The sequence below is a fragment of the Mycobacteriales bacterium genome, assembly GCA_035995165.1.
GTDB lineage: Bacteria > Actinomycetota > Actinomycetes > Mycobacteriales > CADCTP01 > CADCTP01.
In genome coordinates, this window is the sequence record DASYKU010000061.1 from 40,061 (window position 1) to 59,911 (window position 19,851).

General features: G+C 76.0%; 18 protein-coding genes. 8 read left to right on the top strand and 10 right to left on the bottom strand.

Translation table 11 applies throughout. The features are described from left to right. Nucleotides 1-12 precede the first annotated feature (12 nt). A complete protein-coding gene (locus VGP36_10295) occupies nt 13-393 on the bottom strand; it encodes a VOC family protein (protein HEV7655101.1) in 381 nt (126 codons plus the stop codon). Nucleotides 394-415: 22 nt separating this feature from the next. Here VGP36_10295 and VGP36_10300 point away from each other — a divergent pair, with 22 nt between their 5' ends. Continuing rightward, a complete protein-coding gene (locus VGP36_10300; GenBank protein HEV7655102.1) occupies nt 416-562 on the top strand; it encodes a hypothetical protein in 147 nt (48 codons plus the stop codon). Here VGP36_10300 and VGP36_10305 read toward each other — a convergent pair. After that, complete coding sequence (locus tag VGP36_10305) at nt 547-1,662, bottom strand: phosphatase PAP2 family protein (protein ID HEV7655103.1); 1,116 nt, start codon at nt 1,660-1,662, stop codon at nt 547-549. The two genes, VGP36_10300 and VGP36_10305, sit on opposite strands and share 16 nt — an antisense overlap. A 308-nt stretch (nt 1,663-1,970) precedes the next feature. On the opposite strand from VGP36_10305, the gene VGP36_10310 reads away from it, so the two are divergent. Both VGP36_10310 and VGP36_10315 read left to right on the top strand, forming a co-directional pair. After that, the gene (locus VGP36_10310; GenBank protein HEV7655104.1) at nt 1,971-2,894 is read left to right on the top strand and encodes an aminoglycoside phosphotransferase family protein; all 924 of its coding nucleotides are present in this window, start codon (nt 1,971-1,973) and stop codon (nt 2,892-2,894) included. Further along, nucleotides 2,891-3,502, top strand: coding sequence for a class I SAM-dependent methyltransferase (locus VGP36_10315; GenBank protein ID HEV7655105.1), 612 nt, complete (start codon nt 2,891-2,893; stop codon nt 3,500-3,502). The genes VGP36_10310 and VGP36_10315 overlap by 4 nt, the downstream gene beginning before the upstream one ends. Nucleotides 3,503-3,664: 162 nt before the next feature. Here VGP36_10315 and VGP36_10320 read toward each other — a convergent pair whose 3' ends face one another. Then, the gene (locus VGP36_10320; GenBank protein ID HEV7655106.1) at nt 3,665-4,543 is read right to left on the bottom strand and encodes a methyltransferase domain-containing protein; all 879 of its coding nucleotides are present in this window, start codon (nt 4,541-4,543) and stop codon (nt 3,665-3,667) included. Further along, entirely contained in the window at nt 4,531-5,481 is a 951-nt protein-coding gene (locus tag VGP36_10325) for a glycosyltransferase family 2 protein (GenBank protein HEV7655107.1), read from the bottom strand. The genes VGP36_10320 and VGP36_10325 overlap by 13 nt, the downstream gene beginning before the upstream one ends. A 150-nt stretch (nt 5,482-5,631) precedes the next feature. On the opposite strand from VGP36_10325, the gene VGP36_10330 reads away from it, so the two are divergent. Further along, nucleotides 5,632-6,753: an iron-containing alcohol dehydrogenase gene (locus VGP36_10330; GenBank protein ID HEV7655108.1), complete on the top strand. Its 1,122-nt coding sequence runs from the start codon at nt 5,632-5,634 to the stop codon at nt 6,751-6,753. Between the two features lie 4 nt (nt 6,754-6,757). On the opposite strand, the gene VGP36_10335 is transcribed toward VGP36_10330, so the two are convergent. Then, complete coding sequence (locus tag VGP36_10335; protein HEV7655109.1) at nt 6,758-7,756, bottom strand: polyprenyl synthetase family protein; 999 nt, start codon at nt 7,754-7,756, stop codon at nt 6,758-6,760. Nucleotides 7,757-7,843: 87 nt separating this feature from the next. Between VGP36_10335 and VGP36_10340 the strand changes: the two genes are divergently transcribed. The 3 genes from VGP36_10340 to VGP36_10350 are packed head-to-tail and all read left to right on the top strand — an operon-like array spanning nt 7,844 to nt 12,436. Next, nucleotides 7,844-8,818, top strand: a complete 975-nt coding sequence (locus VGP36_10340) for a glycosyltransferase family 2 protein (protein ID HEV7655110.1) — start codon at nt 7,844-7,846, stop codon at nt 8,816-8,818. Between the two features lie 15 nt (nt 8,819-8,833). After that, nucleotides 8,834-10,591, top strand: coding sequence for a hypothetical protein (locus VGP36_10345; protein HEV7655111.1), 1,758 nt, complete (start codon nt 8,834-8,836; stop codon nt 10,589-10,591). Nucleotides 10,592-10,651: 60 nt separating this feature from the next. Then, on the top strand, nt 10,652-12,436 hold the full coding sequence (locus VGP36_10350) for a glycosyltransferase family 39 protein (GenBank protein HEV7655112.1): 1,785 nt from the start codon (nt 10,652-10,654) through the stop codon (nt 12,434-12,436). A gap of 9 nt (nt 12,437-12,445) precedes the next feature. Here the strand turns inward: VGP36_10350 and VGP36_10355 are convergent, their stop codons facing one another. Both VGP36_10355 and VGP36_10360 read right to left on the bottom strand, forming a co-directional pair. Beyond that, on the bottom strand, nt 12,446-13,129 hold the full coding sequence (locus VGP36_10355) for a glycosyltransferase family 2 protein (GenBank protein HEV7655113.1): 684 nt from the start codon (nt 13,127-13,129) through the stop codon (nt 12,446-12,448). After that, entirely contained in the window at nt 13,126-14,094 is a 969-nt protein-coding gene (locus VGP36_10360) for a UDP-glucuronic acid decarboxylase family protein (GenBank protein ID HEV7655114.1), read from the bottom strand. The genes VGP36_10355 and VGP36_10360 overlap by 4 nt, the downstream gene beginning before the upstream one ends. 108 nt (nt 14,095-14,202) lie before the next feature. Between VGP36_10360 and VGP36_10365 the strand changes: the two genes are divergently transcribed. Beyond that, nucleotides 14,203-14,370, top strand: a complete 168-nt coding sequence (locus tag VGP36_10365; GenBank protein HEV7655115.1) for a hypothetical protein — start codon at nt 14,203-14,205, stop codon at nt 14,368-14,370. A 71-nt stretch (nt 14,371-14,441) separates the two neighbouring features. On the opposite strand, the gene VGP36_10370 is transcribed toward VGP36_10365, so the two are convergent. From VGP36_10370 to VGP36_10380, 3 genes are all read right to left on the bottom strand, one after another. Beyond that, complete coding sequence (locus VGP36_10370) at nt 14,442-16,871, bottom strand: tetratricopeptide repeat protein (protein ID HEV7655116.1); 2,430 nt, start codon at nt 16,869-16,871, stop codon at nt 14,442-14,444. Then, nucleotides 16,868-18,673, bottom strand: a complete 1,806-nt coding sequence (locus tag VGP36_10375; GenBank protein ID HEV7655117.1) for an ABC transporter permease subunit — start codon at nt 18,671-18,673, stop codon at nt 16,868-16,870. Before VGP36_10375 ends, VGP36_10370 begins: the two co-directional genes overlap by 4 nt. 19 nt (nt 18,674-18,692) lie before the next feature. Next, the coding region (locus tag VGP36_10380) for an ABC transporter substrate-binding protein (GenBank protein HEV7655118.1) at nt 18,693-19,851 on the bottom strand (1,159 nt) is incomplete at its 5' end.

Genomic DNA, 19,851 nt, shown 5'->3' on the forward strand with positions numbered 1-19,851 from the left:
GGCCCGTGCGCGTCAGACCGGGTCGACGCGGGCGCGCAGGAGGCAGAACTCGTTGCCCTCGGGGTCCTGCAGGACGTGCCACGACTCCTGGCCGGTCTGGCCGACGTCCGCCGGCCGGGCGCCGAGCGCGAGCAGCCGTTCCAGCTCGGCGGGCTGGTCCCGGTCGGTCGCGTTCACGTCGAAGTGCAGCCGCAGCTTTCCCCGCTTGGGCCCGCCGGCCGGGCCGAACACGATCGTCGGCTGTGGGCCGTCGAAGCCGGCCTTCGGGGCGATCTCGACGCTGCCGTCGTCCTCGCGCAGGAGCACGGTGTAGTCGAGCACCTCGCACCAGAACGCGGCGAGGGCCTCGGGATCTGCGCAATCCACCACGAGCTCGCTGATCCTGCACGCCATCGCGGGACCGTACCCTGCCCGCGTGCGCAGCGATCAGCTCGTCGACCTGCTGAACCGGATCGAGCCGCTCGGACCCAGGGTCTGGTTCCGGACCGGCTTCACCTGGCGCGACGTCGATCACCACGACGTGGCCGTGCTGCGGGAGCTGGTCGATCAGGGCTTGGCGTAGACGGTCAGGGCGCCGCCCTCGGTCCCGGCCACCGCCAGCTGCGTCGGCCGGTTCCGCCGCCGCACCACGACGAAGGCGACCACCGCGGCCAGCGGCTTGCCCAGCCGGTCCTGGTAGCGGGCCCGGACGTCGACGAACTCCGGGTACGCCCCGACGCTGAGCGTGTTGACGAACACCGTGTCCTCGACCGTGCCGACGTCGGCGCGGACCGCGGTCCCGGCCCGCAGCGCGGCGATCGCGTCGGCCGGCCCTGCCAGCCCGAGGTCGGCGGCGAAGTGGTTGACCGTGCCGCCCGGGACGACCAGCAGCGGCAGGTCCCGCTCGATCGCCACCGCAGCCGCGACGCCGATCGTTCCATCGCCGCCGACCACTCCGAGCACCTCGGCGTCGGCGTCCCGCAGCAGCGCGGCCAGGTCGTCGCCCGGCGCCGGCGCCAGGATCCGGGCGGCCGGCAGCTCGCGCCGGACCAGCCCGGCGACCCGGCCGGCCGACCCGCCGCCGGCGCGCGGGTCGACCACGAGGACGACGCCCGCGCCGTCCGGACGCGGCGGCTGGGGCTCGACCGGACGGGTCCGGTCCGGGGTACGCCGGCGCTGGGCCAGCGCGACGCCGGCGCCGAGCGCGGTCCCGGCCAGCACGTCGCCCGGGTAGTGCACGCCGGTGTAGACGCGGGAAAAGCCGACCGCGGCCGCGATCAGCCCCAGCGGCAGGGCCAGCTCCGGCGCCTCCAGCGCGACTCCGGTCGCGAACGCGGCGGCCGAGGCGGCGTGCCCGGACGGGAACGAGTTCGACGGCGGGACCCGGTGCGGGCGGCGCCCGACCGGGACGGTGTCGAGCACGGGCCGGCGGCGCGGCAGCACCCGCTTGCCGATCTGGTTGGCCGCGACGCTGGCGACCGCGATGGCGGCCAGGCCGTGCCGGGCGGCGCGGTGCAGGCGGCGGCGGCGGGTGGCGAGCAGGGCGCCGCCGATCACCATCCAGAGCGTCGAGTGGTCCGCGGCCCGGGTCAGCGGCGGCAGCGTCGCGTCCAGCGCGGGCGAGTGGTGCGCCGCCACCCGCTCGAACGCAGCCCGATCGACCGCGCCCACCCCCCGCGCCACACCCCGCCACCCCATCCCCGGACGCTAGCCCGCCAGCTCACTCCTGGACGCCAGCCGGGCCTGCCGCCGCGCCCGCGGCCGCCGCTCCCGCCCCGCCGGCCGGGCCCGGCTCGGCCCGCCGCGGGCCGACAGGGGTTCGCCGGCGCGTACGCCTCTGCCTTGCCCGGCGATGCCGAGGCGTACGCGCCGGCCGAGAGGTCCGGAGCCCGGCGGAGGCGACCACTCCCACGCCCGCTCATCCGGTCGGCCGGTCCGGCTGCGGCGGGACCGGGTGGAAATCGGCTGGACCGGCGGGGTGGGATGAGAGCGTGGCGACGGTGGAGGTCCCGGAGACCGTACGGAGCACGGCCCGGGCCGAGGGCGCGGACGACTGGCTGGCCGGGCTGCCGGCATTGGTCGGGCGGCTGGAGCGGGACTGGGAGATCACGGTCGGCCCGGCGTACGAGGACGCGACCGAGGCGTACGTGGCCGCGGCGACGCTGGCCGACGGCACCCCGGCCGTGCTCAAGCTGCTGGTCCGGCGCGGCTCCGGCCGGCACGCCTCCGAGGAGCTCACCGTGCTCCGGCTGGCCGACGGCGACGGCTGCGTCCGGCTGCTGCGCCACGACGAGGACAGCGGCGCGATGCTGCTCGAGCGGCTCGGCCCGTCGATGTACCGGCTCGGCGTCCCGATCGAGCAGCGGCACGAGATCCTCTGCCGGGTCGCGATGCGGCTGTGGCGCCCGGCCCCGGACAGCGGCCTGCGGACCGGGGCGGAGAAGGCCCGCTCCCTGATCCGGTACGTCGAGGGCGCCTGGGACCGGCTCGGCCGGCCCTGCTCGGAGGCGGCCGTGGACCAGGCGCTGGAGCACGCGCAGCGGCGGGCCGCCGCGCACGACGACGAGCGCGCGGTCCTGCTGCACGGCGACGTGCACCAGTGGAACACCCTGCTCATAGAGGGCGGCTCCGGAACCACGGACTGGAAGCTGGTCGACCCGGACGGCGTGCTCGCCGAGCCGGAGGGCGACCTCGGCGTGCTCATGCGCGAGGACCCGCTCGAGCTGATCCAGGGCGACCCGCGCGACCGGGCCCGCTGGCTGGCGCGACGGACCGGCACCGACCCGGTGGCGATCTGGGAATGGGGCACCATCGAGCGGATGGCCAACGGGCTCTACGGCCTGGAGACCGGCCTGGAGCAGCACGGGCGCGACTCGCTGGCCGCGGCCGACCGGGTCGCTAGCCTCACCCTGTGACCGACCCGTCCGTCGACCAGCGCCGCGTCTTCTTCGACCAGCTGTATGTCAGCGGCGAGCAGATCCCCTGGGACCGCGCCGGCGCCCCGCAGCCGCTGCTCGCGTCCTGGGCGGCCGAGCACGCGATCCTCGGCGCCGGGCGGACGGCCGTGGTCGTGGGCTGCGGCCTCGGCGGCGACGCGGAGTTCCTGGCCCGGCTCGGGTTCGTCACCACCGGCTTCGACTTCTCCGGCCCGGCCGTCGAGGCGGCCCGCCGGCTGAACCCCGGCTCCCCGGTCGACTACGCCGTGGCCGACCTGCTCGACCTGCCCGCGGACTGGCTCGGCCGGTACGACCTGGTGCTGGAGAGCCTGACCGTCCAGTCCCTGCCGCGCTCGCTGCGGCCGCGGATGGTCGCGGCGGTCCGGTCGCTGGTCGCGCCGGGCGGGTCGGTGCTCGTGATCGCGGCCCAGCGGGGCGTCCGGGAGGAACGACCGACCGGTCCCTGGCCGCTGAGCCGGGCCGAGGTCGAATCCTTCGCCCGCGACGGCTTCACCACGACCCGCCTGGAAGAACCTCCCGGCCCGGACGGCCTCCCCCGCTGGCGCGCCGAGTTCCACCGCTCCTGACAGGGCGAGGCCCCGGCGACCGTGTGGTCGCCGGGGCCCGGATGCGCCGGTGGGGTCAGCGGGAGCCGAAGTCCTGGGTCCAGTAGTAGCCGTAGGAGCCGCCGCGGGCCAGGCCGGTGCCGGCGGACTTCAGGCCGCACTTTCCCCAGCCGCGCCCTCTGGTCACTGACCAGTCCGGTAGCGGCTCACCACGATCGAGGCCGTCACCCGGACCGGCTCCGGCAGCGCGGCGACCCGGGCGTCCAGGTCCGCCAGGTGCCGGGCGGACGGCCCCATCGCGACCGCCCGGACGGCGTCGGTCGTGGACAGTTCCAGCTCCCACCGGTGCTCGGTGCGGTCCACCGGGGTGAGATGCGGCTGCAGGGTCGCCGCCAGCCGGCTGTCCTTGGCCTGGTCGACCTGCAGCCCGCCGAGCACGTCGACCAGCCCGGCCAGGTGGTCCGGCCCGGGCGTGACGACGACGAGCAGGCCGCCGGGACGCAGCACCCGCGCGGTCTCGGCCCCGTTGCGGGGCGAGAACACGTCCAGCACGACCGCGATCGCCCCGGTCCGCACCGGCAGCCCGGCCCAGGCGTCGGCGACGACCGCCCCGATCCGCGGATGGGCCCGGGCCGCGCGCCGGGCCGCGTACCGGGAGACGTCCAGGGCGAGACCGACCGCGGCCGGCGCCGCGTCCAGCAGCGCCGCCAGGTGCTGCCCCGTTCCCGCCCCGACGTCGAGCACGACGCCGCCGGAGGCGGCCGAGCCGGCGACGGGACCGGCGAGCACGGATGCGCCGGGGCCGACCGCGGCGACGACCGCCTGCGTCAGCGGCGCGTAGTGGCCGGCCGCGAGGAAGCCCGCGCGGGCCGCGACCATCGCGGCGTCGTCCCCGCCGGGACCGCGCGCCCCGGCCGGCAGCAGCGTCGCGTAGCCCTGCCGGGCCAGGTCGAACGAGTGCCCGTTCCCGCACCGCAGCGCACCGTCCACTTCGGACAACCCGAGACCGCAGTACGGACAGGCCAGGCAGTCCACCACCGCCGGCAGCATCAGCCGGCCCACTCCCGCAGCAGCACCGTACGGTCCACAGTGGACATCCGTCCGACCGCGCGCCGGGAGCGCAGCGCCCAGGGCAGCAGCCGCAGGACCGAACCCAGCACCCGCAGCCGCAGCCCGAGCCGGAAGTGCGGCGCGGACGGCACCGGCCGGCGCCGCAGCCGGGTCACCGCCAGCGAGGCGGTCGTCAGCCCGAACCGCAGCAGCTGCCGGACCGCGAACCCGGCCGGCGCGCACCGCAGAAGCATCAGCAGCCGGTTGCGCTCGTTGTGGAAGGAGAACAGCGCCGACGTACGGTCCGAGCTGGCGGCGTGGGCGTGCCGGACGACCGCGCCCGGCGCGTACCCGATCCGGTGGCCGGCCAGCCGCAGCCGCCAGGACACGTCGGTGTCCTCGTAGTAGAGGAAGAACGGGGCCGGGAAGCCGCCGATCGCCCGCAGCGGCTCGACCGCGAGCAAAGCGGCCCCCCCGGAGAAGCCGAACACCTCGGCCGGGGCGTCGTACGGCGGCCCGTCGGGCGCGTCCAGGCCGCGGTCCGCGCCGTACCCGTCGGAGAGCAGCAGGACGCCGGCGTTGTTCACGGCTCCGGTCGGCAGCAGCATCCGGGAGGTCACCGCCGCGTGCCCCGGCAGCGCCGCCCGCAAGGCCGCGAGCCAGTCCGGGGCGGGCTCGGCGTCGTCGTTGAGCAGCGCCACGTACGGCGTCCCGACCGCGCCCAGCCCCGCCGCCACCCCACCGGCGAAGCCGAGGTTGCGCGGCAGCCGCAGCACCGTCGCGGCCGGGAACCCGGCCAGGAGCGCGGCGGTCCCGTCGGTGGAGGCGTTGTCGACCACCAGCAGCCGGTGCTCGACGGTCTGCGACGCCAGCGCCGCCAGGCACCGGGCCAGCAGGTCCCGGGCCCGCCAGGTGACCACGAGCACGGTCGTGTCCGGCCGCTGGGTCACAGCGGGCGACACTACCGGCGGCCCGGCGGGCCGGGATGACCGGAACCCGGTAAGGACCGACCGGTGATCGCCTAGGCTCGTACCGGTCGGCCCTGTCCGTCCTCGACGTCCTCGGACGTTCCCGATGCACCCCCGAGGGAGCCCGCTGGCATGCCTGACCCGGTCGACTCCGGCCGCCCGCTGCTCGTCGCCGGGCCCGGTTCGGTCGGACGGCTCCCCGAGGTCCTCTCCTGGTGGCGTCCGCAGCGGGTGCTGCTGGTCGGCAGCCGCCGCGCCGTGACCGCCTCGGCCGCCCTCGGACTGCTCGGCGACGCCGCCGTGACCTGGTACGACGCGGTCCGCCCGAGCACCGGCTGGGTCCAGGTCGCCGACCTGGTCCGGCTGGTCGAGAAGTCCAGGCCGGACGTGGTGGTGGGCCTCGGCGGCGGCTCGGTGCTGGACGCGGCCAAGCTCGGGCGGGTGCTGCGCGAGCCGGAGCCGCGCCCGAAGCCGCGGCTGCGCAAGCGGCCGGCGCGGCTGGTGCTGGTGCCGACGACCGCGGGCAGCGGGGCGGAGATGACGCGGTTCGCCGCGTTCGGCGCCGGCCCCGGGCGACGCGGCGTCGACCACCCGGCGATGCTCGCCGACGTCGCGATCGTGGACCCGCGGCTGACCGACTCCTGCCCGCCCGCGGTGACGTACCCGGCCGCGTTCGACGCGCTCGCGCACGCGCTGGAGTCGTTCTGGAGCGCCCGCTCGACCCCCGCCTCCCGGGCGCTGTCCTGGCAGTCCGCGACCGAGCTGGCGGACGTGCTGGCGGCCCCGCTGGACGCACCGGCGCCGAAGCAGCGCAACCGGCTGGCGGCCGCGGCGACCCGGGCCGGGCGGGCGGTCGACTCGACCCGCACCGGCGCCGTCCAGGCGTACGCGGGCTGGCTCAGCGCCCACCGCCAGGTCCCGCACGGGGTGGCCTGCCTGCTCACGCTGAGCTGGCTGCTGCCGTACAACTGCCTGCACCTGGCCGAGGGGTGCACCGACAAGCGCGGGCCCGGGTTCGCCGGGGAACGGCTGCGGACGGTCTGCGGGGTGCTGGCCGGGCCGGGTGCGAGCCCGGAGGCGGCGGCCGAGGCGCTGGGCGCGCTGGTCCGGCAGGCGGGCTGGTCCGACCGCCTGGGCGCGTACGGCCTGGCCGCCGGGACCCTGCCCGAGTACGTCGACGCGGGCCTCGCCGCCGGCAACCCGGTCGCCCTGGAGCCCCACCGCGTCGCCGCGGCGATCCAGGTGCAGCTCTGAAGGATCAGCGGCTGATGAGGGACTCGGCCCAGGTGATGTACTCCAGCGGCAGCTTCTGCAGGACGGTCCAGTCCCGCCCGGCCGCCGCCGGCTCGTCGAAGACCGCGGCCGCCGACGCGGCCAGCTCCCGCACCTGCGTCAGCGTCTCGTCCACGAACGGCCCCTGCTTGAGCGCGGCCAGCACCTTCTCGACCTGGCCGTCGGCGAGATCACGCCCGTCCGAGACGAGCACGTCGCGGATCCAGGCATGCTCCGGCTTCTCCAACGCCCGCAGCAGCGGCACCGTGTACGTCCCCTGTCGCAGGTCGTTGCCGACCGGCTTGCCCAGCAGCTCGGTGGTGGAGACCAGGTCGAGCAGGTCGTCGAGGACCTGGAACGCGGCCCCGAACCGGTCGCCGTAGCGCCGGGCCAGCTCCAGCTCGGCCCCGGCGACGCCGGCGGTGAGCGCCCCGATGACGCAGCCGGAGCGGAACAGCGTCCCGGTCTTCAGCGCGATCGAGCGCATCGCGCGCTCCTCGGTCCGGCCCAGGTCGTACGCGTCGCGCATCTCCATGACCTGGCCCTCGATGAGCTCGACCAGGGACTGGATCAGCTCGGAGGCGACCTGCGGGGAGACCGAGAGCGCGGCCTGGCCGGCCCGGGCCAGCAGCCGGTCGCCGACCATGACGGCCATGCTGGTGCCGTAGTCGGCGTTGACCGTCCGCACCCCGCGGCGCTCGGTGGCCTCGTCCATGAGGTCGTCGTGCGCCAGCGAGCCCGCGTGCACCATCTCGACCGCGGCGGCCGCGGTGATCTCGGTCCCGTCCGGCACGCCGCCGAACGTGCGGTGGGTCAGCAGCAGCAGGACCGAGCGCATCCGCTTGCCGCCGGTGGCCAGCAGCTGCCCGACCGCGGCGTCCATGCCCGCGACCTCGGAGCCGGCGGCGAGGCGGTGCACCTCGGCGTCGACCAGCACGAGCTCCTCCTGCACGGCAGGCAGCGCGGAGAGGGGGACGGTCGTCACCTAGCGAAAGTACATCGCGCCCTGATCGGATGCCCGCCGGACTCCGCGGTCCGGGCGACCAGGGTCCGGAGGGTACGATCCTCCGCCGTGAGCATTGCCCAGCCGCTCGACAAGCCGGCCCCGTCCCACCCGCACAGCAGCGAGACCCTCGCCCCCCGCCGCGGTGGTCCGAACACGCTGGATGTGACCGTCGTGCTGCCCTGCTACAACGAGCAGGAGCACGTGATGGCGGAGATCGAGCGGATCACGGTGGCGATGGAGGCGAGCGGCTTCAGCTACGAGCTGCTCGTCATCGACGACAAATCGACCGACAACACGCTCGCGGTGCTGCAGGAGGCGCTGCCCCGGTTCCCGAACATGCGGCTGATGCCGTTCCGCCGCAACGGCGGGTCGGGCACGGCGCGCCGGATCGGGACCGGCGATGCGTACGGGCGGATCGTCGTGTGGACCGACGCCGACATGACGTATCCGAACGAGCGGATCCCCGAGTTCGTGCAGTACCTGCTGGACAACCCGGACGTCGACCAGGTCGTCGGGGCCCGGACCACCGAGCAGGGCACGCACAAGTTCCTGCGGGTGCCGGCGAAGTGGGTCATCCGCAAGGTCGCCGAGCGGCTGGCCGCGACCAAGATCCCGGACCTCAACTCCGGCCTGCGCGCGTTCCGCCGGGACGTCTCGCTGCCGTACCTGCGGCTGCTGCCGCCCGGGTTCTCCTGCGTGACGACCATCACGATGTCGTTCCTGAGCAACCAGCACGCGGTCGACTACCTGCCGATCGACTACGCGAAGCGCGCCGGCACCTCGAAGTTCCACTTCGTCAAGGATGCGTACCGCTACATCCTGCAGGTGCTGCGGATGGTCATGTACTTCAACCCGATCAAGGTCCTGATGCCGCTGGCGCTCTGGCTGATCTTCTTCGGGATCGTCAAGGGCATCTACGACGTGATCCGGTACGACTTCCGGGTCACCACCAGCACGCTGCTGTTCTTCGTGAGCGGGCTCATCATCGGGTCGATGGCGCTGCTGGCCGACCTGATCGTGCGCTCGCGCGCCGACACCTGATCGGGCCGGTCACCCGTGGGTGCGCCGGCGGCACCGCCGGACGAGGACGAGGACACCGCACCTGCCGACGGGACCCCGGACGATGAGGTCGCCGGGGAGCCGGACGAGACTCCCGGCGAGCCGGCGGACGAGGACGATCCGCCGGCCCGCCGGCGCCGGCTGAGCGGACTCCGGAGCCCGTTCCCGGACCGGGTCTTCCTGATCCTGACCTGGCTCGTCGTCGCGGCCGGGATCGGGCTGCGGCTCCGCCAGTGGTGGTACGGCCGGGCCTTCTGGCTGGACGAGCTGCTGCTGATCAAGGCGATGTCCGAGCAGCGGATCACCGAGGTCCTCCGCCCGCTCGGCCTGGACCAGTCGGCCCCGCCGGGCTGGCTGCTGGTCGAGCACGCGCTGATCGCGCACGCTCCGGGCGAGCGCGGCGCCCGGCTGCTGCCGCTCGTCTTCGGCGTCGGCTCGCTGGTGGTCACCGCCCTGCTCGCCCGGGTCCTGCTCGGCAGTCTGGGCGCGCTCGCCGCGACCGCGCTGGCCGCGCTGTCGACGCAGCTGATCACGTACTCGGCGGAGCTGAAGCAGTACTCGGCCGACGCGTTCTGGATGCAGCTGGTGCTGCTGCTCGGTGCCCGGCTCGCCCTGCGCCGCGGCCACCCCGCCCGCGACCGGTACGTCCTGGCCGCCGTCGCCGCGGTCGCCGTCTGGTTCAGCCACGCCGCCGCGATCGCCACCGGCGGCGTGTTCCTCGCGCTCGCCCTGCAGGCCCTGGCCACCCGGCGCCGGCGCGAGCTGGCGGTTCTGGTCGGCTGCGCGGTCCCGTTCGCCGCCGGGCTGGGCGTGGAGTACGAGACGCTGCTGAAGGCGAACACCGCGAACCCGGTGCTCAAGACCTTCTGGGCCAGCACGTTCCCGCCCGAGGGCCCGCTGACCTGGTCGATCGGCTGGGACTGGTTCACCGAACGGACCCGGTCCGTGGTGCTGAACCCGCTGTACTGGGACTACCGGGTCGCGCTGCTCGCCCTGATCCTCGGCGGCCTCGTCGTCATCGGGATCCGTACGCGCTGGGGTCTGGCCGTGTTCCTGCTGCCGGTGGCCGCCGTGGTCGCGGCCGGGCTGGTCGGCGCGTACCCGATCGCGAACCGGCTCGCCCTCTGGGTCATCCCGCTGGCGGGGATCGCCGTCGCGGCGCCGCTGGACCTGATCCAGCTGGCCGCCCGGATCCCCCGCCCGCGGGTGGAGCGCTGGGCCGGGGTCGCGGTCGCCGCGGTGCTGGTCGTGCTCGCCGGCGGCCAGCTGGTGACGATGTCCCGGGACGCCGTCGACAGCGACCGGGCCTTTCTGGTCCATCCCCGCGAGCAGGAGGAGTCCCGCACCGCGCTGGCCGCGGTCGCCCACCAGCTGCAGCCCGGCGACCTGGTGCTGGTCGACTGGGGCGGCACCCGGTTCGCGGCCCAGTACTACGCGCCGAAGGTCGGGATCAGCAGCTACCGGCTGCTGCGCGCCAACCGGGTCAACTCGCAGTGCCCCCCGGTCTGGTTCGGCTCGACCCTGCGCCATGCCCGCTCGATCAAGCGGGTCTGGCTCGTGTACGTGCACACCGGGGCGCGGCTGGAGGTCATGTACGAGGACCACCTGAGCCAGTTCGGCCCGGTGGCCGAGCGGATCCCGGTGACCGGCGGCGGCGCGCTGCGGTTCGACCGGAGCGCGTCCACACCCGCGCCGCCGGAGGCCCGCATCCAGCGCTGCCTGACGCTGGAGGCGCCCGGCGACTCGACGACCTGACCAGCGGTAAGGCCGCGTCCGTAGCGTCCTTGCGACGGTCGGCTCGGTCGAGGGGGTGCGATGGCTGCCTTCGTCGAGGTCGACAGTCCCGAGCCACCCGGGCCCGAGCCGCCCGAACCCGGGCCGCCCGAGCCGCCCGAACCCGAACCGCCCGAGCCGCCCGAACCCGAACCGCCCGAGCCGCCCGAACCCGAACCGCCCGAACCGCCCGAACCGCCCGAACCCGAACCGCCCGAGCCGGCCGAGCCGCCCGAGCCGGTCGGGCGCTCCTGGGCCGACCGGCTGCTGCTCGCGGCCACCTGGCTGGTCGTCTGCCTCGGGGTCGCCCTGCGGGTCCGCCAGTGGCTGGCCGCCCGGTCGTTCTGGGCCGACGAGGGCAGCCTCTGGCTGGTGACCGTGCACGCCGGCTACGGGCGGCTGACCCGGCCGCTCGCCGCCGGCCAGGCCGCCCCGATCGGCTGGTTGTGGTCCGAGCACCTGGTCATGTCGATGTTCGGCACCGGCGAGCGGCCGGCCCGGCTGCTCCCGCTGCTGTTCGGCTGCGGCGCGCTGGCGCTGTCCGCGCTGCTGGCCCGCCGGGTGCTCGGCGCCGTCGCCGGCCTGGCCGCGACCTTCCTGGTCGCCTGGTCCCCGCTGCTCGTCTACTACTCGAACGAGTTCAAGCAGTACTCGGCCGACGTCTTCTGGTCGGTGCTGCTCCTCCTGCTCGGGGTCACCCTGCTCGACCGGCCGCCGGCCCGGGTCCGGCAGGTGGCGCTGCTCGGGACCGGTGCCGCGGCCTGCGTCTGGTTCAGCCACGCCGCGGTGCTGACCGCCGCCGGCGTGTTCGGGGCCCTCGGCCTGCTCGCGCTGATCGACCGGCAGTGGCGCCGACTGCTGCTGCTCGTCCTGGCCGCGGTCCCGCTCGCGGTCAGCGTCACGGTCGAGTACGTGGTGGCGCTGTCCAAGACCGTCGGCAACGAGACCCTGCAGCGGTTCTGGGCCGAGGGCTTCCCGCCGGAGCCGCTGGCGCCGGGATCGTTCGCCGGCTGGGTCCGGGCCAGCGGCCCGCGGCTGCTGGACCGGCCGCTGCAACTGGGGCACGGGTGGCTGGTGCTGACGCTGCTCGGCGCCGGGCTCGTGGTACTGGCCGCCCGCTGCGCCCGGCCGCTGGTGGTGCTCCTGCTGCCGCTGCTCGTGCTGCTGGCCGCCGCGATCCGGCATGCGTACCCGGCCTCGGACCGGCTCGCGCTGTTCGCGGTGCCGACGGTGCTGCTCGTGCTGTGCGCGCCGGTGAGCCTGCTGCGGCGGTATCCGCGCCGGGCGGTGACCGCGCTGGCCACGGTGCCGGCGGCGGCCGCGATCGCCGGGATCGCGGTGCTGGCCGCGCCGAGCGTCGACCAGGCGCTGACGTACACGGCCCATCCGCTGCTCAAGGAGGAGACCCGGCCCGTCCTGCAGTACATCGCCGACCACTACCGGCCGGGCGACCTCGTGCTGTTCGACCAGTTCAGCATCCCGGTCTCGGTGTACGGGCCCCGGGTCGGGCTGCCGACCGCGGCGGTGCGGATCGTGACGCCGTCCCACGGGGCCTGCCGGCAGCCCGGGGCGACCGAGACGACGATCAAGGCCCGGTACGGCCGGGTCTGGTTCGCCTACGGGCACCAGTTCTCCGGGCTCCCGGCCGACACCCGCGACGGCTACCGGGCCCACCTGGCGACGATCGGCCGGCACGTCGACACGCTGCGGGAGACCGGCGCCGGCGCGGACCTCTACGACCTGCGCGCGCCGCCCGACGACCCCGGCCGCAGCGCGCCGATCCTGCGCCTGGCCGTGGTCCGGTGCCTGGCCGTACGGGGACTGTGAGGGAGCGGGTCAGCGGAAGAAGCGGATGCGGCCCAGGATCCAGACCGCCTCGACGCCGTCGCGCCAGGTCAGCTTCTTGCCGTCGGCCCGGCTGCGGGCGCGGTAGCTGATCGGCACCTCGTACGGCCGGACGCCCTGCTTGAGCAGTTTGCCGGTGATCTCGGCCTCCATGCCGAAGCCGGCCGAGCGCACGTCCAGGGACCGGTAGAGCGCCAGCGGCATCAGCTTGAAGCAGGTCTCCAGATCGCTGATCCAGGAGTCGAACAGCGCGTTGGCGATGAACGTCACGCCCTTGTTGCCGAGCACGAACCAGAACGAGTACGCGGTGTGGCTGGTGAACGAGCGGGTGCCGTAGACGACCTCGGTGTCGCCGTCCAGGACCGGGCGCAGCAGCGCCGGCAGGTCCTCCGGCGAGTACTCCAGGTCGGCGTCGCACATGACGACGTGGGTGCCGGTCGCCAGGGCCGCGGCCGTCCGGATCGCGGCGCCCTTGCCCCGGTTGGCCGGGTGGGTGTGCACGGACACCCGCGGGTCGTCGACGCGGGCCAGCCCGGCCGGGGTGCCGTCGGTGCTGCCGTCGTCGACGATCACCAGCTCCACGTCGCACGGGTACGGCACGTCGAGCACCCGTTTGACGACGATCTCGACGGTCTCGACCTCGTTGTAGACCGGCATGAGGATGGACAGCTTCACTGCGAACCTTCCGTGTCGGCGCCGACGGCGTCCCGGATCCAGGCGATCGTCGGCTTGAGCCCCTCCTCCAGCGGCACCATCGGCTCCCAGCCGAGCTCGGCCCGGGCCAGCGAGATGTCCGGCTGCCGGACCGAGGGGTCGTCCTCCGGGCGCTCGACGAACTCGATCGGCGACCGGGAGCCGACCGCGTCCCGGATCAGCTCGGCCAGCCGCAGCACGGTGAACTCGCCGGGGTTGCCGATGTTCACCGGCCCGGGCAGCCCGGAGGCGGCCAGCCGCAGGATGCCCTCGACCAGGTCGTCGACGTAGCAGACGCTGCGGGTCTGGGAGCCGTCCCCGGCCACCGTGATCGGCTCGTCGGCCAGCGCCTGCCGGATGAACGTGGGGATGGCCCGGCCGTCGTCCGGCCGCATCCGGGGCCCGTACGTGTTGAAGATCCGTACGATCGCCGTGTCCACGCCGTGGGTGCGCCGGTAGGCCATGGTGAGGGCCTCGGCGAACCGCTTGGCCTCGTCGTACACGCCGCGGGGGCCGACCGGGTTGACGTGCCCCCAGTACGACTCCGGCTGGGGGTGGATCTGCGGGTCCCCGTACGTCTCCGAGGTGGAGGCGAGCAGGTAGCGGGCCCGCTTCTCGCGGGCCAGGCCGAGCGTGTGCAGGGTGCCGATGGCGCCGACCTTCATCGTGTGGATCGGCAGCCGCAGGTAGTCCACCGGGGAGGCCGGCGAGGCGAAGTGCAGCACCAGGTCGACCTCGCCCGGCACGTGCACGTAGTCGGTGACGTCCGCGCGGACCAGCCGGAACGGCCCGGTCCCGGCCAGGTGGGCCACGTTGGCCGCGTCACCGGTGATGAAGTTGTCGAGGCAGAGCACCTCCCAGCCGTCCCGCAGGAGATGGGCGCACAGGTGCGAGCCGAGGAACCCGGCCCCGCCCGTCACCACCGCCCGCTGCCGCCGTGCCGCCACCGATCGACCTCCGCTCGTCCGTCCGCCGGGTTACCCCGGCAGAGGTCGGACAAGCGTAGCGGCGATGCCGCACCGCCCTCGCGGGCGGCACCGCCGCACGCGTCAGCGGTGCCAGCCCTCGATGTCGAGGGTGGTGCCGCGGCCGACCAGGTCTTGACCGCGCCGGGCGGGCAGTTCCGGGTCACGACGATCCAGGCCGTGCTGCCGGTCAGGGTCGCGGTGATCCGCGGCCCGGTGGCCGCGGCGTACGTTGCCTCGCCGATGTCCGGTTCGTGACTGGAGTGTCCGCTGGGACACGGCAACGCTGCCTCACGGGGCGGCACGTGTCAACCCAGAGTAGTCAGTTGCTACGATTCGTAGTCGGCCGTCAGTCGGGCCGCGAGCGAGGTCACCTCCGCCGGCCGGTCCAATCGGTCCTGCCAGGGAGCCAGCGCCGCCCGGGCCAGCTCCCGGTGCTCGGCCCGGGTGCGCTCGTCCCGGGCCAGCTCGGACAGCCGGGCGTGGGCGAGCGCGGCGCCGAACCCCGGCCGGCCGCCGCGCAGCCGGACGCTCTGCCGCAGCAGGATGGTCGCCTCCTCCGGATCGCCGGCCAGCAGCAGCGTGGCCCGGTGCTGCAGGCAGCGGGCCTGGCCGTCGTGGTCGTGCAGCTGCTCCCACAGCAACTGGGCGTCGGCCCAGTACGACGCCGCCTCGCCCGGGTCGTCGCCCCGGGCCGCGACGACACCGAGCAGCTCCTGCGCGTGCGCGACGCCGGCCGGGTCCCCCGCGTCCTCGGCCAGCGTCCGGGCCTCCAGCGCCAGCCGGGCCGCGACCGCCGGCTGCCCCTGCCCGAGCCGTACGGCGGCCAGGTCGAGCTGGTCGACGACCCGTCCGACGACGTCCCGGCGGGAGCGGCGGGCCAGGTTGTGCTCGAACTCGGCCCCGGCCGCGGACCGGTCGCCCAACGCGTACGCCATCTCACCGCGGGCCACGGCCACCCGCGGGTCGGCCGGGTCGGCGAGCTGCCGGGCCAGTGCCAGATGGCCGGCCGCCGCGGTCAGCTCGCCCGCCGCCCGGTCGACCGCGGCCAGCCGCAGCAGCGCGGTCACCCGGCCGCCGGTGTCGCCGAGCGCGCCGGCCGCCTCGGCCGCGGCCACGGCGGCGATCCGGCGGTCCTCCAGCCGGCCGTCCCGGCCGTACCAGACGTCCAGGGCGTCGGCGAGCAGCGCGACCCGGGGCGCGGCCGGGCGGCCGGCGTCCCCGGCGATGCGCAGCAACGCGAGCAGCGCGTCCTCCTCCCGGCGGAACCAGGCCCGGGCCTCGGGCTCGGAGCCGGACCGGGCGCCGCGCAGGGCCTCGCGCTGCTCGGTCGCCTCGCCCGAGTACAGCGTGATGAGCCGGCCGAGCGCGGCGGCCCGCGCGTCCGGCTCGGCGCCGAGGCCGAGGGCGCGGGCCTCCCGCGGCACCCGGAACCGGCTCGGCGTCATCGTCACCAGCAACCCGCTGCGGACCAGCTCCTCCGCCACCGGCAGCGCCTCGGCCCGCGGCCGGCCCAGCAGCGCGCCCACCGCCGCGTCGGTGAGCCAGGTCAGCGGCACGTACGGCAGCAGCGCGAGCAGCTGCCGGGCCGGCGCCGAGACGCCCTGGGTCTGCAGGGTCAGCACGGTCCGCAGCAGCTCCGAGGGCTCGGCCACGCCCACCGGCCCGGTCCGGCCGTCCAGGTCGTCGAGCAGGGCCCGGATGCCGACCCGCGGGTTGGCCGCCAGCCAGGTCCGCAGCGCGACCACGACCACGGGAAACTTCAGGTAGCGCCGGGCCAGGTCCTGGGACTCCCGCCGGGGCAGCGCCCGCGGCGCCACCGCCGGGTCGGCCCGCAGCAGGGCCAGCCCGTCGTCGGGACCGAGCGGACCCACCGGCAGGTCCGCCGGCCCGGGCCACGGCGGTAGGTCCCCGGCCAGCAGCACGTACGCGCCCGGGATCGGGCGCTCCAGCCAGGCCACCTGGTCCCGGGTGCGGACGTTGTCCACGACCAGGACCCGCCCGGTGTCGCGCAGCTCGGTGGCGACCGCGTCGTACAGGTCCTCGTCGGAGATCGTGACGTCCGGCGGGAGGCCCAGGGCGGCCAGCACCCGGGCCCGGGCCCGGGACGGCGGCTCCGGGCGGCCGGCCTGGCTCGCCCGCAGATCCGTGTACGTCCCCGGGCCGGTGCCGGTGCCGGCGGCCAGCTCGGCCGCGGCGGCCAGCGCGAGTGCGGAGGTGCCGATGCCGCGCGGGCCGTGCACGAGCAGCACGCCGTGCTGGCGGACCTTGTCCAGCGCGGCGGCGAGCCCGGCGGAGCGGCCGATCAGCTCCGGCGGCGCCGGCAGCGGCACCGGCTGGTCGCCGCGGCCGAGCTCCTCGATCTGCCGCTCGGCCCGGCGCCGCAGCAGCAGCTGGCCGATCCAGGCCAGCAGGCCGGCCACCAGCAGCCCGGTGGTCAGGAACGGCACCCCGCTCAGCACCCCGCCCAGCGTGTCGCTGAACACCAGCGCGCCGAGCCAGACGACGCCGCCGAGCAGCAGGGTCGGCAGCTCCCAGCCGGAGCCGGGCAGGAACCGCCGCCAGCCGGTGCGCCGCCGGGCGGTCCGGCCCGGGGCCGAGTCGGCGGCCGGCTCCGCCGCCGGCCCGGTGGCCGGCTGCGTGGCCGGCTCGCGCGTGCCGGCCGCCTTGTCGGCCGCCGGCGGGGACGCGGCCTCCCGGTGGGCGGGCGGGTCGAGCTTGTCGCGGTCGCCGCCCCGGTACCCGCCCGCGCTCGTCACCGGGCCACCCCCGCCGCCAGCCCGCGGATCAGCCGGCGTCCGGTCACCAGCACCAGCGCCAGCGGCACCGCGGTCACCACCACCGCGCCCGCCGCCAGCGGACCCACGTTCGTGGCGAACTCCCGGGACTCGGACAGCAGCGCCAGCGTGACCAGCCGGCTGCCGGGCGTCCCGACCAGCAGGCCGACCACGAGGTCGTTCCAGACCAGCACGAACTCCAGCACCGCGACCGCGACCAGCGACTCCCAGCGCTGGATCAGCACCACGCCCGCGGCCAGCCGCTCCCCGCCGTCCAGGCGTTGCCGGATCACCTCGCCGGCCGGCACGGTCGCGAACGCGCCCCGCAGCAGCAGCACCGCGAACGGGGTGCCGGCCGCCGCGTGCACGCCGGCCAGGGCGCCCGGCGAGCCGAGCCAGCTCTGCGCGGACAGCGCGTCCCCGAGCGGACCGGCGTACACCTGGACCGGCAGCACGGCCAGGACCGCGCAGACGGCGGCCAGCCGGCGGACGTCGCGGCGCGGCAGGCCGCCCCAGGCCAGCGCGTACGCGGCCGGGACGGCGAGGATCAGCAACGCCAGCGTGGCCGCGACCGCCCGCACGGCGGTGGCCCCGATCGCCCCGCCCAGCTCGCCGCTGGCGAACGCGTCCCGGTACGAGCCCAGCGACAGGCCCGTGCCCGTCCACCACCAGCCGTGCAGCGCCGCCGTCGCGGGCGCCCGCAGCGAGGTCAGCACCAGCGCCGCGAACGGCACCAGCCAGAGCGCCAGCGCCAGCGCACCGACCCCGCGCAGCGTCCAGCGCCAGGACCGCCGCCGCGGCGGGGCCGGGTCGGGGTCGCCGGGCTCGGGCGCGGCCAGCGACCGCCGGGTCTGCCCACCCCGCGCGGCCAGCAGCGCCGCCGCGGCCAGGAACAGCGTGAGCACCACGACCAGCGCCGCCCGCTGCCCCTCGGCCAGGTCGCTCTCCCGGCGCAGCCACTGCAGGCCGACCACGTCGGCCGCCTCCTGCACCGACCCCGGTACGGCCACCAGCACCAGGTCGAAGATCCGGGCCGCCGCGACCAGCAGCGTGAGCAGCACGGTCGCCAGCACCGGCCGCAACGCCGGCAGCAGGACCGTACGGAGCCGGGCGACCGGGCCGAGGCCGGCCGAGCGGGCCATCCGCAGCCGGTCGCTCGGCACCGCCCGCAGCCCGGCCGCGAACACCACCACGGCCAGCCCGATCCAGGACCAGGCGAAGGCCGAGCCGAGCACGACCGCGATGAACCCGGGGCCGAGCAGGTTCGGCGGGCCGCCGGGCAGGTGGTCGAGCACCGCGGCGACCGTGCCCCGGTCCGGGTCGGGGTCGAACAGCAGCCGGAACGCCGCCCCCGCCACGAACCCGGACACCGCCAGCGGCGCGGCCAGGACCGCCAGCAGCAGCGTCCGCGACCCGCCCGCGCGCCGGGCCAGCTCGGCCAGCCCGAGCCCGGCCACCCCGAGGACCAGCGCGAACAGCACCCACCAGACGCTGTTGCCGGCGGCCCGGGTGACCCGGTCGTCGGCGAAGACCCGGTAGTCGCCCAGCCCGGCGAACCGGCCGTCCCGCAACAGGCTGCGGGCCATCGTCCAGCCCAGCGGCACCACCAGCACGGCCAGTACCGCCAGCACCGCCGGCAGCGGCGCGAGGACGGCCCAGGCCGGTACGGCGGGCCGGCCGGCGGGCCGCGGCCGGGTGTCCTCCCGGGTCGCGATCTCGTACATCGGGACGCCGTCGTCCGTCCCGGTCCCGGTCGGCTCCTCCGCCCGGCTCGTCGTCGTCACCGCCGGACCCCCGCCCGGCTCACGGCTGGGCTCCGGGAGCAGCCGCGGCGACCAGGGCGGCGACCGTCTCCTCGACGGTCTGCTCGGGATCCCCGCCGTGCCCGAGCTCGGCCAGGAACCGCTGCAGCAGCCGCCAGAGCCCGCGCCCGTCGCCGCCGGACAGCCCACCGCGCAGCCGGTCGGACAGGTCGAAGCCGAACTCGTCCGGCCCGCCGAGCCGGACCTCGTCCAGCAGCTCCGGGCGGTACTGCGGCGGGTACCTCGTCACCTCCGGCCGCAGCGAGACGAACCCGCCGTACGCGGCCCAGTCGACCGCCGCCCGCGGCAGCGCCAGCCAGTCGACCAGCTCCCGCCCGCCCGGCCCGGCCTCCGCGAGCAGCACGGCCAGGTCGCCGGCCACGATCAGCGGCCGCACCCCGCCCGGCGGCGCCGGCACGTGGAACCAGTCCAGCGGCGGCGCCTGCGGGGCCAGCCGGGTCACCACCGGCAGCACGAAGTCGGCGCCGACCAGCATCGCCGCCCGGCCCCGGACGGCCACGTCCAGCACCGAGTCCTCGAACTGGGTGACCAGCGCGCGGGCCGGCCCGCCCGGCAGCGTGCCCGGCGGCGACCAGACCTCGGCCAGCAGTTCCAGCGCCCGCACCACCGAGGACCGGTCCCAGGAGTCGGTGCCGCCGGCCAGCGCCTCGTACGTGACCCGGTCCAGGCCCCAGAGCACGTTCTCGAACCAGTCGGTGAGGACGTAGCCGTCGGCCGCGCCGATCGACAGCGGCGCGATCCCGGCCCGTACGCAGCGCTCCCGCAGGTCGCGCCAGGACGCCCAGTCCGACGGCGGTTCCCGCATCCCCATCCGGGCGAGCACATCCGGCCGGTACCAGACCAGGGACTTGTGCGCGGTCTTGTACCAGACCCCGCGGGTCGTCCCGCCCGGGCTCGCCAGTGCGCGCCAGAGCGTCGAGACCCCGGGCGGCGTCAGGTCCGGCACCGTGGCCAGGCCGGTCAGGTCCTCGGCCACCAGCCCCGGCCGGGGCAGCATGGCCACGTCCGGCGCGACCCCGCGGGCGACCCGGCCCGCCAGCAGCGTGGCCACGTCGTCGCCCAGCGAGACCACCGAGACGCCCCAGCGCCGCTCGGCCGTGAAGTGCCGCAGCTCCTGGCGGAACCGGGCCAGCTCGTCA